This is a genomic window from Kitasatospora sp. NPDC029312 (genome assembly GCF_055569215.1).
This window is the reverse complement of the sequence record NZ_JBVHXY010000007.1, coordinates 52,951-78,317: the sequence shown is the minus strand read 5'-3', so window position 1 is coordinate 78,317 and position 25,367 is coordinate 52,951. Positions and strand designations below refer to the sequence as shown.

Sequence of the window (25,367 nt, the reverse complement as noted above, 5' to 3'; positions counted from 1 at the left end):
CGGAAAGTTGGTGATTCGCCGGACAGCGGCGGGCCGCCCGAGGTAAGGAAACCGGCGCGCGACGTGGCTTCACGCGCCGCATTCCCGCCCGTTCACGCCCCCTCCCGGAACTTCCCGAAGAAATCCAGGAAACGTGTGTAAGAGCCGGTGTGGACCGCCCTCTCAAAGGTCAAGGGCCCGGAACCGGGCACGAACCGAAGCCAGAGAGGAAGACGATCATGGACCGCCCCATCAGCGTCGTGGAGCACGAGCTGGAGCTCAACCTGGTGCTCTCCCCCGAGCACAGCGTCCCCGTCCAGGCCCGGCTGACCTACGGCAGCCACGACCCGTACGCCGTGTACATCACCTTCCACCTGGACAGCGGTTCCCCGGTGACCTGGGTGTTCGCCCGCGAGCTGCTGGTGGAGGGCACCTTCCGCCCGTGCGGCCAGGGCGACGTGCGGATCTGGCCGACCCGCTCCGGCCGGCGCAGCGTGCTCTGCCTGGCGCTGAGCTCGCCCGCCGGGGACGCACTGCTGGAGGCGCCGCTGCCGGCCGTGGCGGCCTGGCTGGAGCGGGCGCACCGGCTCGTCCCGCCGGGCAGCGAGCTGGCCGCCCTGGACATGGACGGCTCGCTCGCCGAGCTGCTCGCGTAGGCGTGCGCCGCAGCGTGCACTGGCACGTCCACGAGGCACACCGGCGCCTGCAGGAGGAGCGCGACCAGGAGCAGAGGAGCAGCGGCGCCCTCGCCGGCTCAGCGGGCCGCGGGGGCCTGCTGACGACCGCGGGTGGCGTCGGGTCCGCCGCCGCCGTTGCGCTGTCCGGGGAGCCGGACGAGGGGAGCGCCGGCGGAGCGTCGCCGGGCCCTTATCCGGATGGCGGCGGCGAGCAGGAAGCAGAGTCCGACCCACGGATAGATCGAGGTGGGCAGCTGGCGCAGCGGTGACATGTGGAGGACGGCGGCGCCGAGCGGCTTCGCGGCCCACATCGCGAAGGACGCGAAGGCCAGGGCGGTGGCCCAGAACGCCGCTCGCCAGCGCAGCCTGCGCACGCCCGCCGGGCGGGCGTGCTCGACGGAGGCCTCGGCGGCGAGCAGGATCAGTACGGGTACGCACCAGACCCAGTGGTGGGTCCAGCTGATCGGCGAGATCAGCACGGCGGTGATGGCGGCGCAGCAGACGCCCCAGGCCTCGGAGCGGGGCAGCCAGCGGCCGCTGCGGGCGGCCCAGGCGGCGACGGCGAGGCCGCCCAGCGCGACCAGGCCGGCGCCGGCGGTGGCCGCGAGGCCGGGGTCGGCGGTGTGCAGCAGGCGGGCGAAGGCGCCGCGCAGCGACTGGTTGTCGACGATCTCGGTCTTGCCGACCCGGGAGGAGTCGTAGAGGTACTCGGTCCAGAAGCCCCAGGTGGCGTCGGGCAGGAGGAACGCACCGATCAGGAAGGTGCCGAGGAAGGTGAGGCCGGCCGTGAAGGCGGCCCGGACGCGCCCGGTGATGAGCAGGTAGACGGCGAACAGGCCGGGAGTGAGCTTGATGCCGGCGGCGATGCCGATCGCGATGCCCTTGCTGCGGTGTGCGTCCGAACGGGTGAGGTCCCAGAGGATCAGGCAGGCGAGCGCGAGGTTGATCTGGCCGTAGCGGAGCGTGGTGAACACGGGTTCGAGCCAGACGCCGAGGCCGGTCACCAGGACCACGCCGATCGGCCGCAGCTCGCGGCGCGGCCAGCCCACCAGCTTGAACGAGAGGTGGGCGAGCAGGGCGAGCAGCCCAAGGTTGCCGACAGTGATCGCCACCCGGAGGACGGCGATCGGGAACCAGGTGGTCGGGACGAACAGCATCGCCGCGAAGGGCGGGTACGTCGCGGGCAGGTTCCACTCGGTGACGCGCAGCGCGTACAGGTCGGTGCCGTTCGCGACGGCGGCGCCCTCCGCCCGGTAGACGATCATGTCCACCATCGAGGTGTGGACGAAGTGGCGGACCACCCCGTACGCGACCAGCGACAGCAGGGCCACGGCCGAGGCGGCCAGCATCGGACGGCGGGGCGCCTCGCGCAGTGCGCGCACCGGGGCGCCGAGCGCGGACCGCAGCCGGTCGGAGAGCGGGGCGGGCGAGGGATCGGGCACGGTCCGCACCGGGCTTCGCTCGTCTTGCACCGCTGTCACTTGTCCACTCCGTCCACCGCTCGGCCAACCAGCGACGATACCGGATGGTGTCGAACGCGGCCTGGCCACGATTGACTACACAGCGTCACAAACCCGGCCTGAGCTGGGAACGGTGACACCCCGGCCGTCCGTGCTCGGCTGCGGACTGAGCACGGACGGCCGGGGCGGAACGGGGGCCCGGAAGGCCCGGCGGACGTCAGCCGGTCAGCCGGTGTAGCCGCCGAGGGTCCGGGTGAACTCCAGCGGCTGCTGGACGACGCTGCTGCACGTGGCGTCGGCGTAGCCCTTGGCCCCGCCCTCGCAGGCCTTGTCCCGGGTGCCGGACCACATGGCCAGCCAAGCGAGGTGCTTGGTCCTCGCGAAGTCGGCGAGCTGCTTGGCGTCGGCCACGGTGAAGACCTCACTCGCGACGTCGTTGACGCCGATCATCGGGGTGACCGCGACCTTGCGCCAGGCGGACGCTTCGTCCAGCCCCAGCACGCTCTTGACCTGGGCCTGGGTGGCGGTGGCCGCGGCGATCGCGTAGGCGCCCATCCGGCCCTGCGGGTTGGGGGCGACGCCGTCGCCGAAGTCCATCGCCATGATGTTGACGGCGCCGATCGCGACGCCGTTGGCCTTGGCGTCGGCGACGAGGTTGACGCCGTCCTGGGTGAGGCCGGAGGGCAGCGCGGGCAGCGTGAAGGACACGTCGAGGGCCTTGCCCTTGGCGGCGGCGTTCCGCTGGAGCCGGGCGACGGCCTGGGCGCGCCGGGTGTTGGCGGCGGCGTTGGCGATCGCGCCGCCCTCGACGTCGAAGTCGAGCTTGGTGATGCCGTAGGCGTCGACGACCTGCTGGTACGCGGCGGTCAGGTCGGTGGTCGATCCGCAGGCGAGGGCCAGCTCGCTGCCGTTGGCGCCGCCGAAGGAGACCCGGACGTCACCGCCGGCCGCCCGCAGCGCGCCGATCTGCGCGGCCACCGCGTCGGCGGACAGGTCGCTCACGCCGCCCCACTTGGGCGAGCAGCCGCCGCCGGAGACCACGAAGGCGAGGGTGAAGTCCTTCACGCCGGTGGCCTTGGCGGTGGCGACCAGGTCGTAGGGCGGGTAGAGGGACGTGTCCACGTACGGGGCGAAGCCGGCCCCGGCGCCGACCGGCGGGACGGGCACACCGGTCACCGTGGGGGTGGCGGTCGGGGTGGGCACCGGCACCGGGGTGGTCGGCTTCGCGGTGGCGGTCGGGGTGGCGGTCGTGGGCTTGGCGGTGGCGCTCGCCGAAGCCGTGGCCGACGGGGCGGCCGTGGCCGACGCCGAAGCCGTGGGAGCCGCCGTGCCGGTGGCCGTGGGGCGGCCCGAGGGCGTGGGTGCGCCGCCGTCACCCGCCCGGCAGGAGGTGTCGTTGATCAGACAGTTGGCCGGCTCCGCCTGGGCCGCGCCCGACCCCTGGGCGACGAAGCCGACCACCACGCTCTTGCCCGGCTCCAGCCGCCTGCTCCAGGACTCCGGCTTGACGGTGACGTGCTGCCCGGCGGCGGTGAAGGTGGCGTTCCAGAGCGAGTCGATCCGCGCCCCGGCCGGCAGGTCGAAGCTGAGCGTCCAGTCCTCGATCGGGCTGCCGGCCGGGTTGGTGACCAGGTACTGCCCGGTGTAGCCGGAGTCCCAGCTGCTGGTCCGGCTGTAGACGGCGCCCAGCGAGGCGGCGCTGGCCGAGGAGGCGAGTGCCACGACCCCGCCCGCGACCACGGCGACGGCGAGTGCGCCGGCCGCGATGACGGCGCCCTTTCGGCTGCGCCTGCGGTGGCCGGTACGGCGGGTGGGCTGGGTGGTCATTGCGCGCTACCTCCGGGTGCGTTCGCCGGTCGGGTGACCGGCGCGACCCGACGCTAGCGGCGCCGGAGGGCCCCGAGCGGGCGGCTGAGCCAGGGGTAGAACTCCCTTAAGCCGCAGTTAAGGAACCGGTCCGGCAGGGGGACCCGGCCTGGTCTGGAGGGATGGCAGCCAATAGACCCGGCTGGGGAACGGGCCCCGACGCCCCCCGCTACTTCTGGAACAGCAGACCCCGCGACCGCCGCCGCCCGGCCCGCGCGGCGGTCGCCTCCACCGGCCGGGTGCGCAGCCGCAGCCTGGTCTCCGCGCCCCCGAGCACGGCGGAGCGGCCGAGCGCCAGGTCTCCGCCGGTGGACTCGGCGAGCTTGCGGACGATGTCCAGGCCGAGGCCGGTGGAGCCCTCGCCGCCGTGGCCCTCGCCGCGTTTGAGGGCGGCGGCCGGGTCGCTGTAGCCGGGTCCGGCGTCCCCGACCAGCACGATCACCGAGGAGTCGGTGGCCAGCACGTCCACCGAGAAGGCGGTGCCGACGGCGGTGTGCCGGAACACGTTGCCGAGCAGCGCGTCGACGACGGCAGCCAGGTCCGCGCGTTGGACGGGCACCGGCGCGGCCTGCTCGGCACCGGCCAGCTGCCAGCGCCGGCCCTCGTCCTCGGCCAGGGCGGACCAGAAGGAGACGCGTTCGCGGATCACCTCGGCGGCGTCGCAGCCGACCGCGACGGCGGGTGCGTCCTCGGGGGCGCGGCGGGCGGAGCGGATGATCTGGTCGACCTCGCGCTCCAGCTGGGCCACCGCGTAGCGGGTGGCGTCGGCCGCGTCGCCGTTGCCGAGGGAGGCGGCGTTGAGCCGCAGCACGGTCAGCGGGGTGCGCAGCCGGTGCGACAGGTCGGCGGCCAACTCCCGTTCGGAGGCTAGCAGTTGGACGACGCGGTCGGCCATGGCGTTGAACGCCTGGGCGGCCTCGCGCAGTTCCTCGGGGCTGCCGTCGGCCTGCTTGCCGGTCACCGGCACCCGGACCGCGAGGTTCCCGGTGCCGAGCGAGCGGGCCGCGGCGGCGAGCCGACGGGCGGAGGCGACGATCCGGCCGCCCATCCGGTCGGCGACCAGCACCGCGATGGCGACCAGGCCGAGCGCCACTGCGGAGAGCACCAGCCAGGCGGTGGCGACGCCCCTGGTGAGGTCGCTCTCGGCCACGAACACCTCGATCACGGCGGTGCGCCCGGTGTCCACCGCGACCGGTTGGAGCAGGGCGTAGCCGCCGGGCACCGCGACGGTGAAGGAGCGGCCCTGGCCGCCGGCGGTGGCCACGTCGCCGAGGGCCGCGCGCCCCTCGCCGATGGTGGGGCCGTCCGGTCCGCCGCCGGTCGGCACCCCGGTGGGGACGGGAAGGTGCACCGCCATCCGCCCCTGCGCGCCCGCGTCGGTGCTGGCCAGCGCCCGGTTGACGGCGTCCTGGTCGGTGGTGATGGCGAGCGCTGGGCCGAGTGCGGCGGCCTGCCGTTCGGCGGCGGTGAACGCCCGATCCCGGGCGGTCTGCTGGACCATCAGCCCGAGCGGGATGAGGAAGGCCAGTGCGACCATGGTGGTCCCGGCCACGGCGGCCTTGATCATGGCCCAGCGCAGCGAGTGCGCGAACCGCTTCACGTCCGGCGCTCCCCGGGCCCGTCGACGGCCTCCAGCCGGACCCCGACGCCCCGGACGGTGTGCAGGTAGCGGGGGTTGGAGGCGGTCTCGCCGAGCTTGCGGCGCAGCCAGGAGAGGTGGACGTCGATGGTCTGGTCGCCGCCGTAGGTCTGCCGCCAGACCTCGGCGAGGATCTCCTTGCGCGGCACCACCACGCCGGGCCGGGCGGCCAGGAAGGCCAGCAGGTCGAACTCGCGCCGGGTCAGGTCGAGCGGCCGCCCGTCCAGGACGGCCTCGCGCCGCTGGACGTCGATGGCGAGCCCGCCGACCCGCAGCACCTGGGCGACGGGTGCGGCGGCGCTGCCGAGCCGGCGCAGCACGGCGGTCATCCGGGCGCTCAGGTGCTCCCCGGAGAAAGGTTTCACCAGGTAGTCGTCCGCCCCGTCGTTGAGTAGCCGGACGATCTCGGCCTCGTCGTCCCGGGCGGTGGAGATGATCACCGGGACGTTGGTCAGCCCCCGGATCATCTTGAGCGCCTCACTGCCGTCCAGGTCGGGCAGGCCGAGGTCCAGGATCACCAGGTCGCAGCCGACCTGGGCGACCTCCCGCAGCGCCTCCAGGGCCGTGCCCACACTGCGGACCGCGTGACCGGTGTCGGTCAGGTGGCGGATGAGGGCGGAGCGTACGAAGGGGTCGTCCTCGACCACGAGCACTGTTGCCATGGCCCTGCACGGTACGCCATCGACGGGCAGTGGTCTGTACCTCGGGGGCCGGGTCCGGACGGCCTGCGGACATTGTGCAACTGCCCTGCCGAATACGGGGGGTGTCCGCCGGGCGGCGCGGGAGTACGGCAGGATGTGCGGACGATGCGGAACGGACTGGTACAGCTCGGCGCCTGGGCGGCGGCCACCGGGGCGGCGGTGGCGCTGTCCTGGTTCGGTGTGCACGCGGTGCTGACCGGCGCCGCGTTCGAGCAGCCCGCGGCGCTGCCCCTGCCCTCCCCGAAGGCCGACGGCACGCCGTACACCGCGCCCGCCGCGACCGCCGCACCGGAACAGCCGCCCACGGCCGCCCAGGACGGGCCCCCGCCCACGTCGGCCGCCCCGACCGCCACCGCCACCCGCCCGCCGGCCGTCACCACGGCCACCCCGCCACCGTCCCGACGGCCTTCGCCGACCGCCACCGCGACCTCCACGGTGAGGAGCGTCCCCGTCCCCGGCGGCCGGGTCGCACTGGACGTCCGCGCCGACGAGGCCTCGCTGGTCTCCGCCACCCCCGACCCGGGCTGGCAGATGCAGGTGTGGAACGGCCCCCAGTGGCTGCGGGTGGACTTCACCAGGGACAACCAGGCCAACTCGGTGTTCGTGTACTGGAACGGCCACCCGCCGGTCGTGGAGACGGCGATCCGCTGAGGCCGCCGCACCCGGCCCGGTCGACCACCACGTGCCGGGTGCCGGGTGCCGGGTGCCACCGGAGCGACCGCCGCGCGGCCGTACCGTCCCTCCTGGTCAAGCCGCGCCCCTGGGCGGGAGAATCGGCCGCACCGCAGTACGCGATACCCACCGGAGAGGAGCCGCGATGCCCCCCGCCCACTCCCCGAGCGCCCCCGGTTCACCCGGGTCCCCGGCCGCCCAGGGCGGGTCCGCTCCCCCGCCGGGCGGCGGGAACGACGCGATCGACGCCCTGGACGGCCGGCTGATCCGGCTGCTGGCGGAGGAGCCGCGGATCGGCGTGCTGGAGTGCTCCCGGCGGCTGCAGGTCGCCCGGGGCACCGTCCAGGCCCGGCTGGACCGGCTGCAGGCCAAGGGCGTCATCGGCGGGTTCGGCCCGGAGGTGGACCCGGCGGCGATCGGCTACCCGGTGACGGCCTTCGCCACCCTGGAGATCTCCCAGGGCCAGGGCGCCGACGTGCGGGCGCACCTGGCAGGCGTGCCGGAGGTGCTGGAGCTGCACACCATCACCGGCATCGGGGACATGCTGGTGCGGATCGTGGCCCGCTCCAACGCCGATCTGCAGCGGGTGATCGACCGGGTGGTGGGTTTCGACGGGATCGTCCGCTCGTCCACCGCGATCGTGCTGGAGAACCCGGTGCCGTACCGGATCCTGCCGCTGGTGGACCAGGCGGCCGCCGAGTAGGGCGGTCGGCCTCCGCAGAGCCGCCCGCCCCCTCCGTCAGCAGCTGGGGACGGCGCCGCCGCTCCTGAGCGCCTCCAGGGCGGAGACCGATTCGGCGAGCGTGCCGACGGGCACCAGCCGCAGTGTCTTGGGCGTGTTCACCTTGGCGTCCGAGCACTCGTCCTTGGGCAGCAGGAAGACCGTCGCGCCGTCCCGGGCGGCGGCCTGGGTCTTCAGCGGGACGCCGCCGACCGGACCGACGTTGCCGTCCTTGTCGATGGTGCCGGTGCCCGCGATCCTGAGCCCTCCGGTGAGGTCGCCTCCCTTGCCGTCGCCGGCCAGCTTGTCGACGATGCCCAGCGCCAGCATCTGGCCGGCGCTCGGGCCGCCCACGGCGCCCAGGTCGACCTTGACCTTCACCTGGGCCGGCGAGAGGTGGAGGTAGCCGAGCGCCGCGGCGGTGGCGCTGTCCTGCGACTCCGACATCTGGAGGGCCGTCTCCTGGTCGGCCTTGGCCGGGTCGCTCTGCGGGTACACCGTCTCGGTCGGGCGGACGGCCTCCTTGGAGTCGAACCAGGCCTGCAGCGCGCGCCGGAAGGTGGTCCGCTGCCCGGCGTTGGTGGCCGTGATGGTGACCATCCGCAGCTCGCCCTCGGTGGTGCGCAGCGGCGCCCCGGTGATGGTCAGCACCGGGCGGTTCTCGTACGTGCCGAGGGTGTCCGCGGTCAGGCCCGGCCAGGTGAGGGTGTACGGCAGCGGGACGAAGGCGGCCACGCCGAACAGCGCGGCGACCAGCACCCCGCAGATCGCGAGCACGCGGGTCCGCGGGGAGGAGAGGGCCTTGGGCAGCTTGGTGTCGGACACAAGGGGAATCCAAACACACCCGGCGCCGCTCTGTGCTGAGCCCGCCCTCCTGCCGTCGCCGCGGGCGGGCGCGGGCGCTACCTCAGGGCGTCGGCGACCTCGGTGGCCGCCTCCACCACCCGGGGGCCCACCCGCTCCGGCACCAGGCCGTTCAGCATCACCACGCCGACGCTGCCCTCGATGCCGCTCAGTCCGAGCAGCGCGGCGGCGGCCCCGCTGGCGCCGGACTGCTCCTCCGCACGGGTGACGATGAAGCCCTGCTCCGGTCGGCGCTGGCTGGGGAAGCCGCGGGCCTCCAGGATCGCCCGGCCGGCCGCGCTCTCGGTGAGCGGGTGGCGCAGGCCCGTCCGGTAGGCGACGTGGAAGTCCGTCCAGCTCGGCTCGACCACGGCGACGGCCAGCGCCTCGTTGCCGTCCACCAGGGTGAGGTGGGCGGTGGCGCCGAGGTCCTCGGCGAGGCTGCGCAGCGCCGGCAGCGCGGCTTCGCGCAGCAGCGGGTGCACCCGGTGGGCCAGCCGCAGCACGCCGAGGCCCACCCGGGCGCGGCCGCCGATGTCGCGGCGGACCAGGCCGTGCTGCTCGAGGGTGGCGAGCAGCCGGTAGACGACGGTGCGGTTGACGGCCAGCCGGGCGGCCAGCTCGGTGACGGTCAGCCCGCGCTCGGAGTCGGCGAGGAGCTTGAGGACGCGGACACCGCGGTCAAGCGTCTGGGAGGTCTCGGCAGTCACGACGGACAATCCTTTCCGCGGCGCTCGCGGGGCGGGCGGCGCCGGTCCAAGGTCGGTGTCGCGCGCAGGTGGGGGTGGCCGCGCTCGGACCGGGCGGTGTCGTCCTTGACGGCCGCGCGGTCCTGCGGAGCCCGTCCCGCGGGGGTTACCCGGCGGAAGAGCGTGGGGGAAAGGTAGTGAAGGAAATGTCGTGGCGGAAGTGGTTGTCCAAAATTCGGGCGTGATCGTCACCGTCACCGCCCGGAATTCCGGACAAAGTCCCGCAATTCACCGGCCGTACCAGGGCACGGGTTCGACTGCGGTCCGATCTCCGGACACACCGGGGCAGAGACGCCGGGGCAGCGAGGCCGGGCCGGGCGGGCCGGCCGGGGAAGGGGCCCGCCGCCTGCCGGACCGTTACTTCGCCCACTCCCGGATCCGGGCGATCCGCGCCTTCAGCTGGTTGGCGGTGGCCTGCGCGGTGAGCGGGCCACCGCACTGGCGGCGCAGCTCGTTGTGGATGGTGCCGTGCGGCTGACTGGTGCGGTGGTGCCAGGCGGCCACCAGCGCGTTCAACTCCTTGCGCAGCTCGCGCAGCTCCTGGTGGGTGACGACCGGCCGCTGCTCGGCCGGCAGCTCCAGCAGGTCGGCCTCCTCGGCGGGCTTGGTCTTGCTGCGCTGGATCTGGCGGTGCTGACGCTTCTGCAGCAGCATCTGCACCTGGTCCGGCTCCAGCAGGCCCGGGATGCCGAGGTAGTCGTCCTCCTCCTCGCTGCCCGGGTGGGCCTGCATGCCGAATTCCATGGCGTTGTAGAGCACCCGGTCGAAGACGGCGTCGGAGCCCAGCGCCTCGTACGAGAACTCCTCGCCGCCCGCGCCGTCCGGCCCGTCGTTGGCCCGCTCGGCCTCGGCGAGCAGCCGGTCCTCCTCGTCGAAGAGGCCGTCGCCCTCCTTCTTCGGCCGGTCCAGCACGTGGTCGCGCTGGAGCTCCATCTCGTTGGCGAAGCCCAGCAGCATCGGGATGGTCGGCAGGAACACCGAGGCCGTCTCGCCGCGCTTGCGGGCGCGCACGAAGCGGCCGACGGCCTGGGCGAAGAACAGCGGGGTGGAGATCGAGGTCGCGTACACGCCGACGCACAGCCGGGGCACGTCGACGCCCTCGGACACCATGCGGACGGCGACCATCCAGCGCGAGGTCCCGGCCGAGTAGTCGGAGATCCGCTGCGAGGCCTCGGCCTCGTCGGAGAGCACCAGGGTGACCTTCTCGCCGCTGATCTCGCGCAGCATCTTGGCGTAGGCCCGGGCCACCGTCTGGTCGGTGGCGATCACCAGCCCGCCGGCGTCCGGGATCGCCTTGCGGACCTCGGTCAGGCGGCGGTCGGCGGCCTGCAGCACGGCCGGGATCCACTCGCCATGCGGGGACAGCGCGGTGCGCCAGGCCTGGGCGATCAGGTCCTTGGTCATCGGCTCGCCGAGCCGGGCCTCCAGCTCGTCGCCGGACTTGGTGCGCCAGCGCATGTTGCCGCTGTAGCTGAGGAAGATCACCGGGCGCACGACGTGGTCGGCGAGCGCGTTGCCGTAGCCGTAGGTGTAGTCGGCGACGGACTTGCGGATGCCGTCGCCGCCGGCCTCGTAGGAGACGAACGGGATCGGGTTGGTGTCCGAACGGAACGGCGTACCGGTCAGCGCCAGCCGGCGGGTGGCCGGCTCGAAGGCCTCGAAGCAGGCCTCGCCCCAGGACTTGGAGTCACCGGCGTGGTGGATCTCGTCCATGATCACGAGGGTCTTCCGGGACTCGGTCCGGTTGCGGTGCAGCATCGGGTTGACCCCGACGCCGGCGTAGGTGATCGCGATCCCGTGGTACTCCCGGGACAGCGGTCCGGAGGAGTACGCCGGGTCCAGCTTGATGCCTATCCTTGCGGCGGCCTCGGCCCACTGCTTCTTCAGGTGCTCGGTCGGGGCGACCACCGTCACCTGCTGCACCAGGTGGTTGTGCAGCAGGTACGAGGCCAGGGTGAGCGCGAAGGTGGTCTTGCCTGCGCCGGGGGTGGCGACCGCGAGGAAGTCGCGCGGCTGGGTCTCGATGTACTTGTCCAGCGCAGCCTGCTGCCAGGCCCGCAGCTTGCCCGCGGTGCCCCACGGGGCGCGGCCGGGGAAGGCCGGGGAGAGGTGGTGGGAGGCGGCGGGCGCGGCATGGCCGGCGGCCCGGACGGGCGCCTCGGTCTCCGGTACGTCGGAGAACAGCGGCATCGAGGAGGCGGCGGCAGTACTCACGGTCTCCGAGGGGGATCATCGCAGGTCAGAGGCGGTTTTATGGCCTTGTCCCGCGGTCGGGCGGCGATCGGACAACCCGCCCAGCCTACCGGCCCCGGCGCCGTTCGGGCGCTGCGACCCGGGCCCGGCCGAGGGCTGGACGGCCGGAAACCGACGTGATGCGGATCACGCGGACGGCCCAACCGAAAGCGCGTAATCGGACGCCGTCCCACCGCTCTCACAGGTGTGAGGCCGCCCCACCGCCACCACCCGAAGGGACCCGCCGTGCACCACCGCGTCGAGGAGACCGTCCACGCCCACCTGATCCTCTCCGCGCACCGCTGCGCCCGGCTGCGGGTGGTGCTGTCCTACCTGCCGGAGGACCCGTTCGCGGTCCGGATGGCCTTCCCCGCCGAGTTCTCGCTGGACGACCCCGAGGACGGCGGGGAAGCCGAGGACATCGTCTGGGTCTTCGCCCGTCAGCTGCTCTCGGCCGGACTGGAGCTGCCCGCCGGCGTCGGCGACGTCCACCTCCGGCCCGCGCCCGGCCGGCGCACCATGGTCGAACTGCGGGCCCCGGAGGGCACCGCGCTGCTCCGGTTCGACACCGCCGACCTGCGGCGCTTCCTGGGACGCAGCCGGCTGCTCGTCGCCGAGGGCGAGGAGCACCTGCACCTGGACGCCGACCGTGCGCTCGCCCAGCTGCTCGACTGAGCGCCGGGGTCACCCGCTCGCCCGCAGGGCGCGGCGGCGCCCGGCAGCCGGGTCAGCCGGGTCAGCCCGTTCAGCCGTTCTCGGTTCAGCCCTTCAGCCGTTGAGCCGTTCAGCCGTTCAGCCCGTCAGCTTGCGCATCAGCCGCACGCCCTGGGCGGGCGTCAGGTGCGGCAGGTAGGCCTTGCCGATCGCCCGGGTGATGCCGGGCAGCGCGGCCGGGTCCGGGTAGGCCATGTACAACGGCCGGTACTCCGGCTGGAACTTCGCCTTGAACGCGAGCAGCGAGCGGAAGCCGTACACCGGCTCCAGCACCTTGCCCATCCCGTCCAGCATCCGCTGCAGCCCGGTGGGCTCCTCGTCCTGCCCGGTGCGGGCCAGCGGCGCGCCCGACAGCGACAGGAAGCGCGCGCCCTCGCCCTGGAAGCCGAGCGCGGCCGAGGCGATCAGGAACTCGTTGACGCCGCGGAAGCCCTCCGAGCGGCGCCGCATGAAGTCCAGCGTCCAGCCCACCGGCACGCCGTTCTCGTACACCGGCATCCAGCTGGTCAGCCCGTGCACCGTCCGCTGCTCGTCCACCGCGATCAGCACCCGCACGTCCGGGTCGTCCAGCTCCTCCAGCCCGCCGAGCGTGAAGCCCATCTCGGGCAGGCCCTTCTCGGAGACCCACTCCTCGGAGATCGCCCGGATCTGGTCGCGCAGTCCGATCGGCGCCTCCGGGTACGCCCACCACTCCGCGGTGATGCCCTGCTTGCCGGCCTTGTTGAAGGCGGTGCGGATGTCCTGCCACTTGCGGCCGGTGAAGGCCAGCTCGGGCAGCGGCACCACGGTGTCCTCGGCGACCTGCACCGAACGCCAGCCCAGTTGGGCGGCGGCGGCCCTGGTCTCGGCGGAGACGCTGTAGAAGCAGGGCGTCCAGCCCCGGGCGTCGCAGTGACGGGCGAAGCCGGCCACCGCGCCGGCCCGCGCGTCCGGGGCTCCGAACGGGTCCCCGGTGGTCAGTGCCACGGTGCCCACCAGCCGGTAGGCGACGGCGGCCCGGCCGTGCTCGTCGAACCAGAAGTGGTTGCCGTCCCAGGTGGTGATGAAGGACAGCGTCCCGCCGCCGTGCGCGGTGAGCAGCGCCCGGGCCCGGGCGGCCGCCGCCGCGTCGGTGTGCAGCACCGGCCGGCGGAAGACCGTCAGCAGCGCGCCGAGCGCGACCACCCAGAACGCCAGCCCGCAGTACGTCTCCAGGAACAGCGCCACCGGCCCGACCGCTATCGGGTAGTCCGGCGTCAGGTCGTTGTAAGCGGGCGGCAGGAACTGGGCCGGCAGGCCGTGCACCAGTCGGCGGACGGTCGCCCCGGGCTCGAACTGCCCGGCCACCAGCCGCCCCAGCCCCACGTACGCGGCCGAGCAGACCAGCGCGGCCCCGCCGACCACCCCGGCCAGCCGGCGCACCGCCCGGCCGGACAGCCGCACCCGGAACCGCTGCCGGGTGGCCAGCAGCAGGCCGGTGGTCAGCAGCGGCAGCAGCATCGCCTCGACGAAGTACTGCACCACGTCCCCGCTGACCGGTCCGGCGTCCAGGTACAGCCAGGCCAGCAGCGCCACCCAGAGCAGTTCCGCGCCGACGGTGATCCGCCAGGCGAACCGCAGGCCCCGGCGCAGGCCCCCGGCGAGCACCAGCAGCAGCGCCGGGAACAGCGCGGCCATCAGCCGCCCCGGGGTGTCGAAGATCCGCTCCACGGCGTGCGCCCGGGCGCATTCGTGCGCCGACACCGCGCAGAAGTCCGCCACCTCGTCCGGGCTGAGCCGGTGCGAGAAGTACAGCTCGGAGAAGGTGTTGAACGGCCCGCTGGCGTTGTCGTACAGCGAGGCGATCAGCGGCCCGCAGGCGGCAGCGACCAGGCACAGCGCGACCAGCACCCGGGTCTCGGTGTGCGAGGAGCGGTGGCTGCGCAGGTACGGCCGGCCGCGGCTCAGCAGCGCGCCGACGGCCAGCCCGACCAGCGCGGCGCAGCACCGCTGGACGCTCTGCAGGTGGCCCACGTACAGCGTCATGACCAGCGGGACGAGCAGTACCAGCAGGTGCAGCCGGCGGCGCCACAGCACGGTGAGCCGGTAGCCGAGCACCCCGGCCAGGGCGAAGAGCCCGACGCCGGGTCCGACCGCGATCTGGTCGGCCACCGAGGCGGTCCACTGCTCCCCCGCCGCGGAGCCGACCTCGATCAGCGCCGCGCCCAGCAGGGTGCCGACGACCTGCCCGCCGACCAGCACCCCGAGGGTGCGCAGCCGGCCGAGCCGCCGTTCGGCCGCCGGGCCGACCAGGAGCAGCAGCAGGCTGGTGAACACGTACGCACCGATTCCCGAGCACCACAGCAGTGAGCTGACCGGCGTCCACCAGCGGCCCTCGGCGAGGGTGGGCAGGCCGACGCCCGCCTGGCCGAGCAGCCGCCGGGACGGCCCGGCGGACAGGCTCCCGGTGGCCGCGCCGAGCGCCCAGAGCCCGGCCAGCAGCGCCAGGCTCAGCGGCGCCGCCCGCAGCCGGCCCCCGAGCACCCGGGCCGCCCGCCGCACCCGCTGCGGCCGCGGCTCGGCCGTCCGCGTGACGGGGGCGAGGTCGGCGCCCGGCCCGCGCTCGGCGGCGGGCGGTCGCGGGGCGGCCGGGACCGCTGCGGCCGCTGGAGCCGCTGCGGCTGTGCGCGCCACCGGAGCCGCTGCGGCCGGGGGCGTCGTTGAAGCCGCCGGGGCCGCCAGGGTGCGGCTCACCGGATCAGTCCGCTCTGTCGGGCGAGCCAGGGCAGGTTCTGCTCGAAGGCCTGCCGGAACACCACCCAGCTGTGCCAACCGGGGATGGTCTGGAAGCCGACCTTCATCCCGGCCGCCTGCGCCGCCGCGTACATCTTCTCCTGCCCCGGCCGGTACCACGGGTCGTCGGCGCCGACCACGAACATGCCGGCGGTGTCGGGGAACTGCTGACGGGTCATGAGGTGCATCGGGTCCACGGCGTCGAACGCGTTCTCGTCGCCGTCGAAGGCCTTGGCCACCGTCTCCCCGTGGCTGCCCAGGGTCGGCTCGTCCTGGCCGGAGATGTCCAGGAAGGTGCCGTACACGTCGGGCGCGTTGAGGGCCAGCTGGATCGAGCAGGTCCCGCCGAGCGAGACCCCGCCGATGGCGAGCGACTTGCGGCCGGTGGCGGTCTGCAGGTTGCGGTGGATCCAGTCCGGGATGTCGACGGCGAGGTACGTCTGCGACTTGGCGATCCGCGAGTCCATGCAGAGCGGGTTGGAGAACTGGCCGCCGGTTTCGTCGGCGACCACCACGATCGGGGCCAGGCCCTGGTGTTCGGCGGCGAAGTCGTCCAGGGTGTTCCGGAGGGCGCCGGAGTTGACCCAGTCCTCGGGGGCCCCGGGCTGGCCGGGCAGCAGCACCACGACCGGCAGCAGCGGCCGGGGGTTGGCCCGGTAGGCGGGCGGCAGGTAGACGTATCCCGTCCGGGCGGAGAAGCCGGAGGCAGTCCCGGGGATGGTCACGGTGGAGAGGGTGCCCTTGGCGGGCAGGCCGGGCGGGGCGTGCCAGGTCTCGGAGAGGGGGCGGTCGGGCGCGCCCTGCACGACGGCGGCCGCACGGCCCCTGGTCAGCTCGTCGGTCGGCGGGGCCAGCATGGACCGGGCGGTCGGGTACTGGTCGAAGCCCCGGTTGATCTGCGAGGCGGCCATCACCACCACCAGGGCGACGCCGCCGACCGCCAGCAGTCGGCGGCGGTTGGACAGCAGGGACGCCCGGAAGCAGAGCAGGGATATGCCGAACAGCGCGACGGCTATCCAGCGCATCACGAAGTCCGGGGTGCCCTCCGGGAAGGGACGCCACCAGCTGTCGACGGCGACCTTCACCAGAGCGGTCAGCGCGCCGCCCGCCAGCAGGGCGCCCAGCATCCGCGGGGCGCGCCAGCGCTCGTGCCGGGACAAGGCCAGCAGGGCGAACGCCCCCCAGCCGGCGGCGAGCACGGCGTACGGGATCGGGCCGTGGGTGAGCGGCCAGTCGATCGGGTTCCAGCGGGAGGCGAGGGTGATGGTGGTCATGCGGCTTTCCCCGGCGCGGTGGTGTCGGCCAGGAAGCCGTAGGCGACGACGTTGCCCTCGTAGCCGTGTTCCTCGCTGTAGGCGCCCCCGCAGGTGATCACCCGCAGTTGCGCGTCGGCGGCCTGGCGGTACACCCGGTCGTCCGGGAAGTCCTTTCGGTCGTGCACTTCGATGGCGTACAGCTGGTAGACGGCGGTGGCGCCGTCGGCGCGGGCGATCTCGACGCGGTCTCCGCGGTGGAGCGCTCCCAGGTGGTAGAAGACGGCCGGACCGGCCTTGTTGTCGACGTGCCCCGCCAGGATGGCGGTTCCGCGCTGGCCCGGGGCGGCACCGCCGCGGTACCAGCCAGCGAGGTTGCGGTCGGCCTCGGGCGGGGTCTGCAGGTGGCCGTCCCGGTCCAGGCCGAGCTCGGTGACGGGGGCGTCCAGGCGGACGGCGGGGATGCGGATCCGGGTCGGGGCGGAGGGGCCGAGCGGGGGGACGACGGAGACCGGCGCGAAGCCGGACAGTGACTGCCCCGCCGCCGGGGCGGGCGGTAGCACCGGTGCGCCGCCGCCGTGCAGCAGCCAGGCGCCGAACACCAGCGCGGTGCCCGCCGCCAGAGTGCCCGGCCAGGGGCTCCTGCTGTGCTGCACGCCCACGGGCGCTCCCCTCTGCCGACCGGAATCCCGCTTCCTGGGAGTTTCCTGGGAACTCATTCAATCGGATCGGACCCTACCGGCACGTCCCCATGACGGTCGTATTCGCACCCGCCGATCGGCAGGGTCGGGAGGCCCCTCCCTGCGCCGGGTGCGGGCCCGGGCACCGTCCGTGACGGGAGCCCTCCGCGTGCGGGCACCGCAGGAACTGCCCGTCGAACAGCTCGACGAGTCGACCCAGCAGTTCGGTTGCGTCAATCGGGCGATCGATTCCGACCGTTCGCTGTGCCTCTCCGACCGTTTCCGCCCACATGCCATGCTGACCCGACCAGCAAGCCCAGCCGAGTGGGTTCTATCGCTCCTCCAGCCCGACCGGACTTCCGCACGCCGTACGCCTGCTGAACGCCTCATGAACGGAGTGACCATGGACGCTCTCACCCGCCGCAGCCTGTTGGCCGCCGGAGCGGCCACCGCCGCCACCCTCGCGGCCGGCTGCGGCAGCGACCGGTCCGGCGGCGGGGAGCACGTGACGGGCGGCGCCCCCGCCGGCCCGACCGGCGGAGGGCAGAGCGCCGTCCCGGCCCCGGTGCCGCAGAAGCCGCAGGTCGTCCTGATCGGCGACGGCTCGACCTCCGACACCGGTGCCCAGCCGCACCAGCCCGTCCCCGAGCGGCTGCAGCCCGGCCAGCGCCCGCCGCAGTTCGTGGTCTTCTCCTGGGACGGCGCCGGCGAGCTCGACAACGGCCTGTTCGGCCGCTTCCGCCGGCTGGCCCGGGAGCACAACGCCTCGATGACCTTCTTCCTCAGCGGGCTCTACCTGCTGCCGGAGTCCAAGAAGGACCAGTACCGCCCGCCGCAGCACAAGGTCGGCGCCTCCGAGATCGGCTACCTGAGCGACCAGCACATCCACGACACCCTGGAGAACGTGCACGCCGCCTGGCTCGAGGGCCACGAGATCGGCACCCACTTCAACGGCCACTTCTGCGGCCCCACCGGCGTCGGCAAGTGGTCCCCCGAGGAGTGGGACAGCGAGATCCAGCAGGCGATGGACTTCGTGATGAACTGGCGCACCAACACCGGCTTCACCGACCTGCCGGCGCTGCCCTTCGACTACCGCAAGGAGCTGATCGGCAGCCGCACCCCCTGCCTGGAGGGCCAGCGCAACCTGCTGCCCACCGCGGTCAAGCGCGGCTGGCGCTACGACAGCAGCGGCAACGGCACCCAGGTGTGGCCGCAGAAGATCCAGGGCGGCGCGCTGTGGGACCTCCCGCTGCAGTCCATCCCCTTCCCCGGGCACACCTTCCAGGTGCTGTCGATGGACTACAACATCATGTTCAACCAGTGCGGCCCCAACACCAAGGCCGATCCGTCGCTCTACCCGGGCTTCCAGGCCCAGGCCCGGGACGCCTACCTGATGGGCTTCGACCGCACCTACAACAGCAACCGGGCGCCGTACATCATCGGCAACCACTTCGAGGAGTGGAACGGCGGCATCTACATGAACGCCGTCGAGGACGTGCTCAAGGCCATCGCGGACAAGCCCGAGGTGCGGCTGGTCTCCTTCCGCCAGCTGGTGGACTGGCTCGACGCCCAGGACCCCGCGGTGCTGCGCAAGCTGCAGGGCCTCGCCCCCGGCCAGGCCCCGGCCGGCGGCTGGGAGAACTTCCTCGGCACCCCCGCGGCGCCGCCGGAGCCCTCCCCCACCGCCGCCGCTGCCGCCACCGCTGCCGCCACTGCCACTGCCACTGCTGCCGCCACGGCCAGCGCCGTCGGCTGACCGTCAGGACCGGGTACGCACCCGGCCGGAGAGCAGCGTCCCCAGCAGCGCCACCCCGGCCATCACCAACAGGATCACCGCGAAGGCGGCGGGCGAGCCGGCGGCGGCGCCGTCGTGGGCGGCGGCGAGCGAGCCGCCGCCCAGCGCCGCGAACAGCACCCCGGCCAGGCCGGTCAGCAGCACGTTGCCCAGCGCATCGCTCATCTGCAGGGCGGCAGAGTTGGCCCCGGCGTCCTGCGGGGCGGACAGCTTCATCATCAGCACGCTGATGGTCGCGACCGCCAGGCCCATCCCGATCCCGCCGACGGCCCAGGCCACCGAGGCCACCCAGGCGGGCACCGCGGGGATCAGTACCAGGGCGGCGCCGGCGATCGCCACCGCGGTCAGCGCGAGGCCGACCCGGATCATCGCCTCGCGGTGGCGCTCGGCCCCCGGCCGCCCCTGCAGCCAGGAGCCCAGGGCCCAGGTGAGCCCGCCGCTGGTCAGGGTCAGCCCGGACAGCGTCGGCGAGAGGTCGCGCTGGGTGGTCATCATCAGCGGCACGAAGGCCTCGGCCCCGAGGAACGCCCCGGCCGCCAGCCCGCGCAGCAGGATGACCGTCGGCAGCCCGCGCCCGGCCCGCAGGGTCCGCGGGGGCAGCAGGCCGAGGACGGCCGGCACCAGCAGCGCCGCCCCGGCGATCCCGGGGACCAGCCCGACCAGGTCGCGGCGCTGGCCCGCGTACTGCAGCAGTCCGGCGCCGACCGCGGCCATCGCGGCCAGCAGGGTGCGGCGACGGTCGAAGTCCGCGCCCCTGGGCACCGGGTGCTCCCGCTCGGAACGGGTCAGCGCGGGGCCCATCACGGCCAGCGGCAGCAGGAGCAGCACCGGCACCGCCAGGAACACCCAGCGCCACCCGAGGTGCTGGGTGACGGCCCCGGAGACCAGCGGCCCGACGATCGAGGGCAGCACCCAGGCGGAGGAGAACGCCGCGAACACCGCCGGCCGCAGCCGCTCCGGATAGGCCCGGCCGACCACCACGTACAGCGCGACGATCACCAGCCCGCCGCCCAGGCCCTGGATCGCCCGCCCGGCCACGAACACCCACATGCCGGGCGCCGTCCCGGCCACCACCAGTCCGGCGCCGAAGACGGCGATGCCGGTGAACAGCGGCCGCAGCGGCCCGCGCCGGTCGCACCACTGCCCGGAGACGACCAGCGCGAACAGCGTGGTGGTGAAGTAGCCGGAGAAGGCGAAGGCGTACAGCCCGAGGCCGTCCAGTTGGCGGGCCGCGGTCGGCATCGCGGTGTTGACGGCCGTCGCCTCGAAGGCGATCACCAGGACCACCGACACGATCCCCAGCGTCAGCGCGCGATAGGGGCCACTGAGGACCCCGCCACCGGAGTCGGTTCCGTCGGGTATCGAGGCCGGGTCGACGGAGGTGGAGGAGGCAGTGGTCATGGGTGCCATGGTAAGAGCCGACCGCCGCTATGGCTCCTGACCCGAGTCGGTGATCGACTCCGTCCGCGGGCCTAGGACCAGCGAACAGGCCGGCTCAGTGCAGCACCTTGAGCCCCACCACCCCGGCGACGATCAGCAGCAGACAGCCGATCCGGGCCATGGTCACCGCGTCCCCGAGGACGGCCATGCCGTACAGCGCGGTGCCGACCGCGCCGATGCCGACCCACACGGCGTAGCCGGTGCCGATCGGGATGGTGCGCATCGCGTACGCCAGGCCGCCCATGCTGAGCAGCAGGGCGACGCCGAACACCAGGGTGGGAACGAGGCGGGAGAAGCCCTTGGACGATTCCAGGGCCACCGCCCACACGGTCTCCAGGAGACCCGAGACGATCAGAACGAGCCAAGCCATGACGGCCGTACCTCCGCAGTCCACAGCGGCCGGATCGCCGCTGAACTGCGTCGTCTTGTCGTCACCGGGTACGACGCGCTCGTCCGGAGTGGCGGAGAATTCAGCCACCGCTTTCGAAGGTAGCACGCATTGCCATACAGAATTTACAAAACTTCATTGACCCCGGTCGTGCGCCCCGCCATCCTGAATTCACTGGCCGTGTGCCCGAGTGGCTCAGGGGACCGTCTGCAAAGCGGTGTACGCGGGTTCGATTCCCGCCACGGCCTCGACGAAAAGGGAATTGCCGGTCGACCGGGAAAGTCGACCGGCAATTCTTTTTCCCGTTTTCCGGTCAGGCCGTGACCGCGTCCTCCGCCCGGATCGGCAGCCGGCCGACCGGCAGTCCGGTGGCGGCCCGGACGGCGGCGGCGACGGCCGCCGGGGCGACCACCGCGGGCACCGCGCTGACCGCCTTGGCGCCGAAGGTCGCGACGACGTCCCGCTCCTCCAGCAGTGCGGCGATCCGCACCTCCGGGGTGTCCAGCGAGGTGGGCAGCCGGTAGCCGGTCAGCGAGGGGTTGCCCAGCACTCCGCCCGAGGTCTGGAGGTCCTCCATCAGCGCCAGGCCCACGCCCTGGGCCACGCCGGCCTCGATCCGGTCCTCGATCTGGCGCGGGTTCAGCGCCCGGCCGACGTCCTGGGCCACCGTCATCTCGACCACCCGGACGGCGCCCAGCTCGATGTCCACGTCCACCACCGCGCGCATCGCGCAGAAGGAGATGGAGACGAAGGCGTCGCCCTGCCCGGACTCGTCCAGCGGCTCGGTCGGATGGGGGCGGCACTGCGCGGTCGCCCAGAGCTCCTTGCCCTCCAGCGCCTCGGCGACCGGCATGCCCAGCACCCCGTCGTACGAGGTGATCTTGCCATCGGCGATCTGCAGCAGTTCCGCGGACATCCCGAAGTTGGCCGCGATCGGCTGCAGCAGCTGGTGACGGACCATCAGGGCGGCCCGCTCGACCGCGCCGCCGGAGACCCAGGTGTGCCGGCCCCGGGCCGAGGGCCCGGCGATCGACTGGTCGCTGTCGGCCGGGGCGATGTAGACCTCGCTGACGCCCAGCACCGTCTGCACGATCTGCCGGGCCAGCGTGGCGAAGCCCTGCCCGGCGTCGACGGCCGCGCAGATCACCGTGGCGTGGTCACCGCTGACCCGCACGGTGGCGGTGGAGACCTCGTCCTCGCCCTCGGCGCCCAGCATGTGCACCATGCCGACGGCGTAGCCGATGCCGCGGCGCACCGCGGAAGGGTCCCCGGCGCCGCCGGGCCCGCCGGGCAGCAGCCACTCGGCGTCCGGATCGTCCACCGGCAGGGCGGGCAGCGGCTCGGCCGCCACCGCGTCCAGCAGCGCCTTCACCGGCGCCGGGCAGGTGACGGCCTGTCCGGTGGGCAGCGGGTCGCCGGTGGACATCGCGTTGCGGCGGCGGATCTCCACCGGGTCCACGCCCACCCGGGCGGCCAGCTGGTCCAGCTGCGATTCGTACGCGAAGCAGGCCTGCAGCGCGCCCTCGCCGCGCATCCGTCCGGCCGGTGGGTTGTTGGTGCGCACCGCCCAGGCGTCCACGAACACGTTCGGGCAGACGTACGGGCCGACCGAGAAGGCCGTCGCGGCGGCCAGCGCCTCGGCGGAGACGTCCGCGTAGGCGCCGCCGTCCAGCAGGATCTGCGCCTCGACCTTCACCAGCGTGCCGTCGGCGTCGGCGTGGTGGCGGTAGCGCAGCAGCGCGGGGTGGCGCGAGGTGTGGGTGTGGAAGGACTCCTCGCGGGTCAGCGTCATCTTCACCGGGCGGCCGGTGCGCAGCGCCAGCAGGGCGAGGGTGACCTGGAAGGAGAGGTCCTCGCGGTCGGTGGTGGCGCCGGGCACGCCGGTGACCACCAGCCGGACCCGGTCCGGCTCCAGGCCCAGGCAGGCGGCGGTGCGGTCGCGGTCGCCGTGCGGGTCGGTGGAGGACAGGTGCAGCTCGACCCCGCCGTCCGGGCGCGGTACGGCCAGCCCGGCTTCGGCGCCGAGCGGGGCCGGGTCCTGCCGGCCGACCTGGTAGAGGCCCTCGACGATGATCTCGCCGACCGCCTCCGGGTCCCCGGTGCGCAGCGGCAGGTGGCGGAAGAGGTTGCCGTCCGGGTGCAACGGCGGCGCGGTGAAGGACTGCTCGGGGTCGGTCACCGCCTCCAGGGGCTCGTAGTCGACCGCGATCAGACCGACCGCCAGCCGGGCGGTGTCCGGGTGGTCGGCGGCCACCGCGGCGATCGGCTCGCCGTGGTGGCGCACCACGCCGGAGGCCAGCACCGGCCGGTCGGCGACGATCGGGCCGGCCGGGGCACCGTCCGGGGCGCCGTCCGGGCCGGGCGGCAGGTCGGCGGCGGTGACCACCGCGTGCACCCCGGGCAGGGCCAGCGCGGCCGAGGTGTCGATGCCGCGGATCCGGGCGTGCGGGTGCGGGGAGCGCAGCACCGCGCCCCACAGCAGCCCCTCGGCCCAGAGGTCGGCCGCGTACGGGTAGATGCCGAGCGCCTTGGGCAGCGCGTCACTGCGCAACGGTGAGCTGCCCAGGCCGAACGGCTCCGGTGCGCCGCCCTCGCCGCCGTCCTGCTGGAGTGCTGCGCCGATGTCGGTAGGCGACGTCATGATGCGTGGTCGTCCTCGGGGAGGCGGATGCCGTGGGCGGGGGTGGCGGTGTACGGGGCGCCGGCCGGGGCACCGCCCTCGACCGGGGCGCCGTGCGGGTCGGCGTACGGGGTGCCGTGCGGGGGGGTGCCCTCGTACCCGGTGCCGGGCAGCGCGGTGCCGTGCGCGGGGGTGGACTCGTAGACCGGGGCGTCGTAGCCGGTGTCGTAGCCGTCGTAGCCGGTGTCATGGCCGCTGCCGTAGCCGTGCTGCGGCTGGTGGCCGTCCGGGTAGCCGGCCGGCACGTAGGTGCCGTGCGCGGGGGTGGCCTGGTAGGGCTGCTCGGGGTAGGCCTGCGGCGGGTAGTAGACGTGATCGCCGGTGGCCTGGGCGGGGATGCCGGGGTGCGTCGCGGTCGGCGCGGAGGTGTCGTAGACGCCGGGGTCGTAGCCGCCGTCGGCGTACCCGGGGTCGACCGGGGCGGGCACGGGAGCCGGCTCGCCGGGCGACTGGGGGACGTGCTCGATCCAGGCGTCGGCGTCGGTGTAGACCGGCGGCTCGACGGCCGGCTCCGGCTCCCCGGCGGCGGGCTGACCGGCCGGCACCTCGGCGGAGGCCTCGGCGGCCGGCTGCTCGGCCGCGGCGGCCTCCTCCGCTTCCTCGGCCTCCAGCGCGCGGGCGTCGGCGACGGTCTGGACGGCGGCCAGGACGCCGCGGTAGCCGGTGCAACGGCACAGGTTGCCGCACAGCGCCTGCCGGGCCTCCACCTCGGTCGGCCGGTGGTTGCGCTGGAGCAGGTCGTGCACGGCCATCGCCATGCCGGGGGTGCAGTAGCCGCACTGGACGGCTCCGGAGGCGGCCAGTGCCTGCTGGACGTCGCTCGCGCCGCCGCCGGCCGACAGGCCCTCGACGGTGTTGATCTCGCTGTCCGCGGCCAGCGCGGCGGGCACCAGGCAGCCGGCCACCAGCTGGCCGTCCACCTGCACCGAGCAGGCGCCGCACTCGCCCTGCTCGCAGCCGTCCTTGGCGCCGGCCAGGCCGAGCCGCTCACGCAGCACGTAGAGCAGGCTCTCGCCGATCCACGCGTCGGTGACGGGCCGTTCGAAACCATTGACCCGCAGCGTGTAGGAGGCGCACGGGCGCAGCTCACGGGTGACCTGCGGAGTGAGGCCGAGCGGGTCGGCGTCGAGGGTCTCGATGGGGTCTGTCGTCACTTCAGCGCCCTTCCCAGTGCCCTTCGGGCCAGCACCGATACGGTACGCCGCAGCCGAACGGCGGCCGCGGTCGGCCCCTCGGTCACGGCCTCCCAGGCGCCCTCGGCGCCGTAGTTGTCGGGGACGCAGGCGGCGGCCACGTACTCGCCGAAGGCGGCGGTGGCGGCCGGGTCGATCTCCCGGCCGCCGTCCCAGTCGATGCAGCCGGCCACCCAGGCCTCGGCCTCCATCGGACGCAGCGGCACCGGGGCGACGGCCCCGACAGCGCAGCGCACGGCGCGGCGGGCCGGGTCCAGGACGAGGGCGACGGAGGCGGTGGCGCGGTCCGGGCCGCTGCGGCCGGTGGCCTTGAGGAAAACCTGCGGCGCGTGCAGCAGCGGCACCCGCACCCAGGTGAGCAGTTCGCCGGGGCGCACCGGGTCCAGGCCGGTGAGCAGGTGACTGACCGGCACCTCGCGGCTGCCGCCGGCCCGGGCGAGGGTGACGACGGCCTCCAGCGCGGCGAGCACCGGGAGGGTGTCGCCGGCCGGGGCGGCGGTGACGATGTTGCCGCCGAGGGTGCCGACGTTGCGGACCTGCGGCGGCCCGGCGGTGCGGGCGGCGTCGGCGAGCGCGGGGATGAGCGCGGCGAAGTCGGGCCGGTCCATCCGGGCGTGGGTGAGGCCGGCGCCGAGGACGGCGGTGCCGCCGTCCTCGTAGCGCCAGCCGCGCAGTTCGGTGATCCGGCCGAGGCCGACCAGGGCTGCGGGGCGCAGCCGGCCGGCGTTGACGGCCTCCATGAGGTCGGTGGCTCCGGCCACCGGTACCGCGGCCGGGGCGGCGGCCAGCGCGTCGACGGCCTCGTCGAGCGAGGCCGGCAGCATGATCGTCCGGTTCACCTGGGTCCCACCGTGCTCCACTTGCTCATCGATCGCCTGCCGCCGCGGCTGGGCCGTCCTGTCCGCATCAGCAGCCCGGCCTGGCCCGTAGGGTA

19 protein-coding genes, 1 tRNA gene, 1 pseudogene and 1 riboswitch are annotated in these 25,367 nt (G+C 74.1%); of the genes and pseudogenes, 6 read left to right on the top strand and 15 right to left on the bottom strand.

The annotated features are described in order from the left end of the window. Positions 1-218 precede the first annotated feature (218 nt). Positions 219-635 carry an SsgA family sporulation/cell division regulator gene (locus tag ACZ4WV_RS08550; protein WP_465744162.1) on the top strand — a complete coding sequence of 139 codons (417 nt, stop codon included), beginning with the start codon at positions 219-221 and terminating at the stop codon, positions 633-635. Between the two features lie 98 nt (positions 636-733). Here ACZ4WV_RS08550 and ACZ4WV_RS08545 read toward each other — a convergent pair whose 3' ends face one another. The 4 genes from ACZ4WV_RS08545 to ACZ4WV_RS08530 form a co-directional block, all read right to left on the bottom strand. Further along, entirely contained in the window at positions 734-2,137 is a 1,404-nt protein-coding gene (locus ACZ4WV_RS08545) for a glycosyltransferase 87 family protein (protein ID WP_465744160.1), read from the bottom strand. A gap of 204 nt (positions 2,138-2,341) precedes the next feature. Then, positions 2,342-3,943, bottom strand: coding sequence for a glycoside hydrolase family 18 protein (locus ACZ4WV_RS08540; protein ID WP_465744158.1), 1,602 nt, complete (start codon positions 3,941-3,943; stop codon positions 2,342-2,344). A 208-nt stretch (positions 3,944-4,151) separates the two neighbouring features. Then, positions 4,152-5,561 (bottom strand): sensor histidine kinase, encoded by a 1,410-nt coding sequence (locus ACZ4WV_RS08535; protein WP_465744399.1) that lies wholly within the window; start codon positions 5,559-5,561, stop codon positions 4,152-4,154. Positions 5,562-5,578: 17 nt separating this feature from the next. Then, on the bottom strand, positions 5,579-6,283 hold the full coding sequence (locus ACZ4WV_RS08530; protein WP_465744156.1) for a response regulator transcription factor: 705 nt from the start codon (positions 6,281-6,283) through the stop codon (positions 5,579-5,581). 144 nt (positions 6,284-6,427) lie between these two features. Between ACZ4WV_RS08530 and ACZ4WV_RS08525 the strand changes: the two genes are divergently transcribed. Both ACZ4WV_RS08525 and ACZ4WV_RS08520 read left to right on the top strand, forming a co-directional pair. Further along, a complete protein-coding gene (locus ACZ4WV_RS08525; protein ID WP_465744154.1) occupies positions 6,428-6,973 on the top strand; it encodes a hypothetical protein in 546 nt (181 codons plus the stop codon). Positions 6,974-7,139: 166 nt separating this feature from the next. After that, entirely contained in the window at positions 7,140-7,697 is a 558-nt protein-coding gene (locus tag ACZ4WV_RS08520) for an Lrp/AsnC family transcriptional regulator (protein ID WP_465744152.1), read from the top strand. Positions 7,698-7,733: 36 nt separating this feature from the next. Here the strand turns inward: ACZ4WV_RS08520 and ACZ4WV_RS08515 are convergent, their stop codons facing one another. The 3 genes from ACZ4WV_RS08515 to ACZ4WV_RS08505 form a co-directional block, all read right to left on the bottom strand. Then, complete coding sequence (locus ACZ4WV_RS08515) at positions 7,734-8,540, bottom strand: S16 family serine protease (RefSeq protein WP_465744151.1); 807 nt, start codon at positions 8,538-8,540, stop codon at positions 7,734-7,736. Positions 8,541-8,617: 77 nt separating this feature from the next. Next, positions 8,618-9,268 (bottom strand): IclR family transcriptional regulator, encoded by a 651-nt coding sequence (locus ACZ4WV_RS08510; RefSeq protein WP_465744149.1) that lies wholly within the window; start codon positions 9,266-9,268, stop codon positions 8,618-8,620. 396 nt (positions 9,269-9,664) lie between these two features. Beyond that, positions 9,665-11,497 (bottom strand): DEAD/DEAH box helicase, encoded by a 1,833-nt coding sequence (locus ACZ4WV_RS08505; RefSeq protein WP_465744397.1) that lies wholly within the window; start codon positions 11,495-11,497, stop codon positions 9,665-9,667. Between the two features lie 288 nt (positions 11,498-11,785). Here ACZ4WV_RS08505 and ACZ4WV_RS08500 point away from each other — a divergent pair, with 288 nt between their 5' ends. Beyond that, positions 11,786-12,214, top strand: a complete 429-nt coding sequence (locus tag ACZ4WV_RS08500) for an SsgA family sporulation/cell division regulator (protein ID WP_465744147.1) — start codon at positions 11,786-11,788, stop codon at positions 12,212-12,214. Between the two features lie 117 nt (positions 12,215-12,331). Here ACZ4WV_RS08500 and ACZ4WV_RS08495 read toward each other — a convergent pair whose 3' ends face one another. Genes ACZ4WV_RS08495 through ACZ4WV_RS08485 form a run of 3 tightly spaced genes read right to left on the bottom strand, consistent with a single transcriptional unit; the run spans position 12,332 to position 16,913 of the window. Further along, a complete protein-coding gene (locus tag ACZ4WV_RS08495) occupies positions 12,332-14,965 on the bottom strand; it encodes a bifunctional lysylphosphatidylglycerol flippase/synthetase MprF (protein WP_465744145.1) in 2,634 nt (877 codons plus the stop codon). Continuing rightward, positions 14,962-16,278, bottom strand: a complete 1,317-nt coding sequence (locus ACZ4WV_RS08490) for an alpha/beta hydrolase (protein WP_465744143.1) — start codon at positions 16,276-16,278, stop codon at positions 14,962-14,964. Before ACZ4WV_RS08490 ends, ACZ4WV_RS08495 begins: the two co-directional genes overlap by 4 nt. Next, positions 16,275-16,913, bottom strand: coding sequence for a class F sortase (locus tag ACZ4WV_RS08485; RefSeq protein WP_465744141.1), 639 nt, complete (start codon positions 16,911-16,913; stop codon positions 16,275-16,277). The genes ACZ4WV_RS08490 and ACZ4WV_RS08485 overlap by 4 nt, the downstream gene beginning before the upstream one ends. Before the next feature lie 427 nt (positions 16,914-17,340). Between ACZ4WV_RS08485 and ACZ4WV_RS08480 the strand changes: the two genes are divergently transcribed. Continuing rightward, positions 17,341-18,693 (top strand): polysaccharide deacetylase family protein, encoded by a 1,353-nt coding sequence (locus tag ACZ4WV_RS08480; RefSeq protein WP_465744139.1) that lies wholly within the window; start codon positions 17,341-17,343, stop codon positions 18,691-18,693. A 3-nt stretch (positions 18,694-18,696) separates the two neighbouring features. Here the strand turns inward: ACZ4WV_RS08480 and ACZ4WV_RS08475 are convergent, their stop codons facing one another. Together ACZ4WV_RS08475 and ACZ4WV_RS08470 are read right to left on the bottom strand one after the other, a co-directional pair. After that, positions 18,697-20,133, bottom strand: coding sequence for an MFS transporter (locus ACZ4WV_RS08475; RefSeq protein WP_465744137.1), 1,437 nt, complete (start codon positions 20,131-20,133; stop codon positions 18,697-18,699). Between the two features lie 94 nt (positions 20,134-20,227). Next, on the bottom strand, positions 20,228-20,542 hold the full coding sequence (locus tag ACZ4WV_RS08470) for a DMT family transporter (protein WP_465744135.1): 315 nt from the start codon (positions 20,540-20,542) through the stop codon (positions 20,228-20,230). Between the two features lie 44 nt (positions 20,543-20,586). Next, positions 20,587-20,653: riboswitch (guanidine-III (ykkC-III) riboswitch) on the bottom strand. Positions 20,654-20,736: 83 nt separating this feature from the next. Between ACZ4WV_RS08470 and ACZ4WV_RS08465 the strand changes: the two genes are divergently transcribed. After that, a tRNA-Cys gene (locus ACZ4WV_RS08465) sits at positions 20,737-20,808 on the top strand. A gap of 65 nt (positions 20,809-20,873) precedes the next feature. Here ACZ4WV_RS08465 and ACZ4WV_RS08460 read toward each other — a convergent pair. The 3 genes and pseudogenes from ACZ4WV_RS08460 to ACZ4WV_RS08450 all read right to left on the bottom strand — a co-directional run bounded on the left by ACZ4WV_RS08460 (position 20,874) and on the right by ACZ4WV_RS08450 (position 25,257). Further along, complete coding sequence (locus ACZ4WV_RS08460; RefSeq protein WP_465744133.1) at positions 20,874-23,201, bottom strand: xanthine dehydrogenase family protein molybdopterin-binding subunit; 2,328 nt, start codon at positions 23,199-23,201, stop codon at positions 20,874-20,876. A gap of 557 nt (positions 23,202-23,758) precedes the next feature. After that, a pseudogene (locus tag ACZ4WV_RS08455) lies at positions 23,759-24,319 on the bottom strand ((2Fe-2S)-binding protein); the annotation flags it as partial. A 71-nt stretch (positions 24,320-24,390) separates the two neighbouring features. Continuing rightward, on the bottom strand, positions 24,391-25,257 hold the full coding sequence (locus ACZ4WV_RS08450; RefSeq protein WP_465744395.1) for an FAD binding domain-containing protein: 867 nt from the start codon (positions 25,255-25,257) through the stop codon (positions 24,391-24,393). Positions 25,258-25,367: the final 110 nt, after the last annotated feature.

Bases quoted from the DNA above. Each gene is read 5' to 3' on its own strand.
- ACZ4WV_RS08550 (WP_465744162.1), top strand. From the start codon at position 219: ATGGACCGCCCCATCAGCGTCGTGGAGCACGAGCTGGAGCTCAACCTG.
- ACZ4WV_RS08540 (WP_465744158.1), bottom strand. From the start codon at position 3,943: ATGACCACCCAGCCCACCCGCCGTACCGGCCACCGCAGGCGCAGCCGA.
- ACZ4WV_RS08530 (WP_465744156.1), bottom strand. From the start codon at position 6,283: ATGGCAACAGTGCTCGTGGTCGAGGACGACCCCTTCGTACGCTCCGCC.
- ACZ4WV_RS08525 (WP_465744154.1), top strand. From the start codon at position 6,428: ATGCGGAACGGACTGGTACAGCTCGGCGCCTGGGCGGCGGCCACCGGG.
- ACZ4WV_RS08520 (WP_465744152.1), top strand. From the start codon at position 7,140: ATGCCCCCCGCCCACTCCCCGAGCGCCCCCGGTTCACCCGGGTCCCCG.
- ACZ4WV_RS08505 (WP_465744397.1), bottom strand. From the start codon at position 11,497: ATGCCGCTGTTCTCCGACGTACCGGAGACCGAGGCGCCCGTCCGGGCC.
- ACZ4WV_RS08490 (WP_465744143.1), bottom strand. From the start codon at position 16,278: ATGACCACCATCACCCTCGCCTCCCGCTGGAACCCGATCGACTGGCCG.
- ACZ4WV_RS08480 (WP_465744139.1), top strand. From the start codon at position 17,341: ATGGACGCTCTCACCCGCCGCAGCCTGTTGGCCGCCGGAGCGGCCACC.
- ACZ4WV_RS08475 (WP_465744137.1), bottom strand. From the start codon at position 20,133: ATGACCACTGCCTCCTCCACCTCCGTCGACCCGGCCTCGATACCCGAC.
- ACZ4WV_RS08470 (WP_465744135.1), bottom strand. From the start codon at position 20,542: ATGGCTTGGCTCGTTCTGATCGTCTCGGGTCTCCTGGAGACCGTGTGG.
- ACZ4WV_RS08460 (WP_465744133.1), bottom strand. From the start codon at position 23,201: ATGACGTCGCCTACCGACATCGGCGCAGCACTCCAGCAGGACGGCGGC.
- ACZ4WV_RS08450 (WP_465744395.1), bottom strand. From the start codon at position 25,257: ATGCTGCCGGCCTCGCTCGACGAGGCCGTCGACGCGCTGGCCGCCGCC.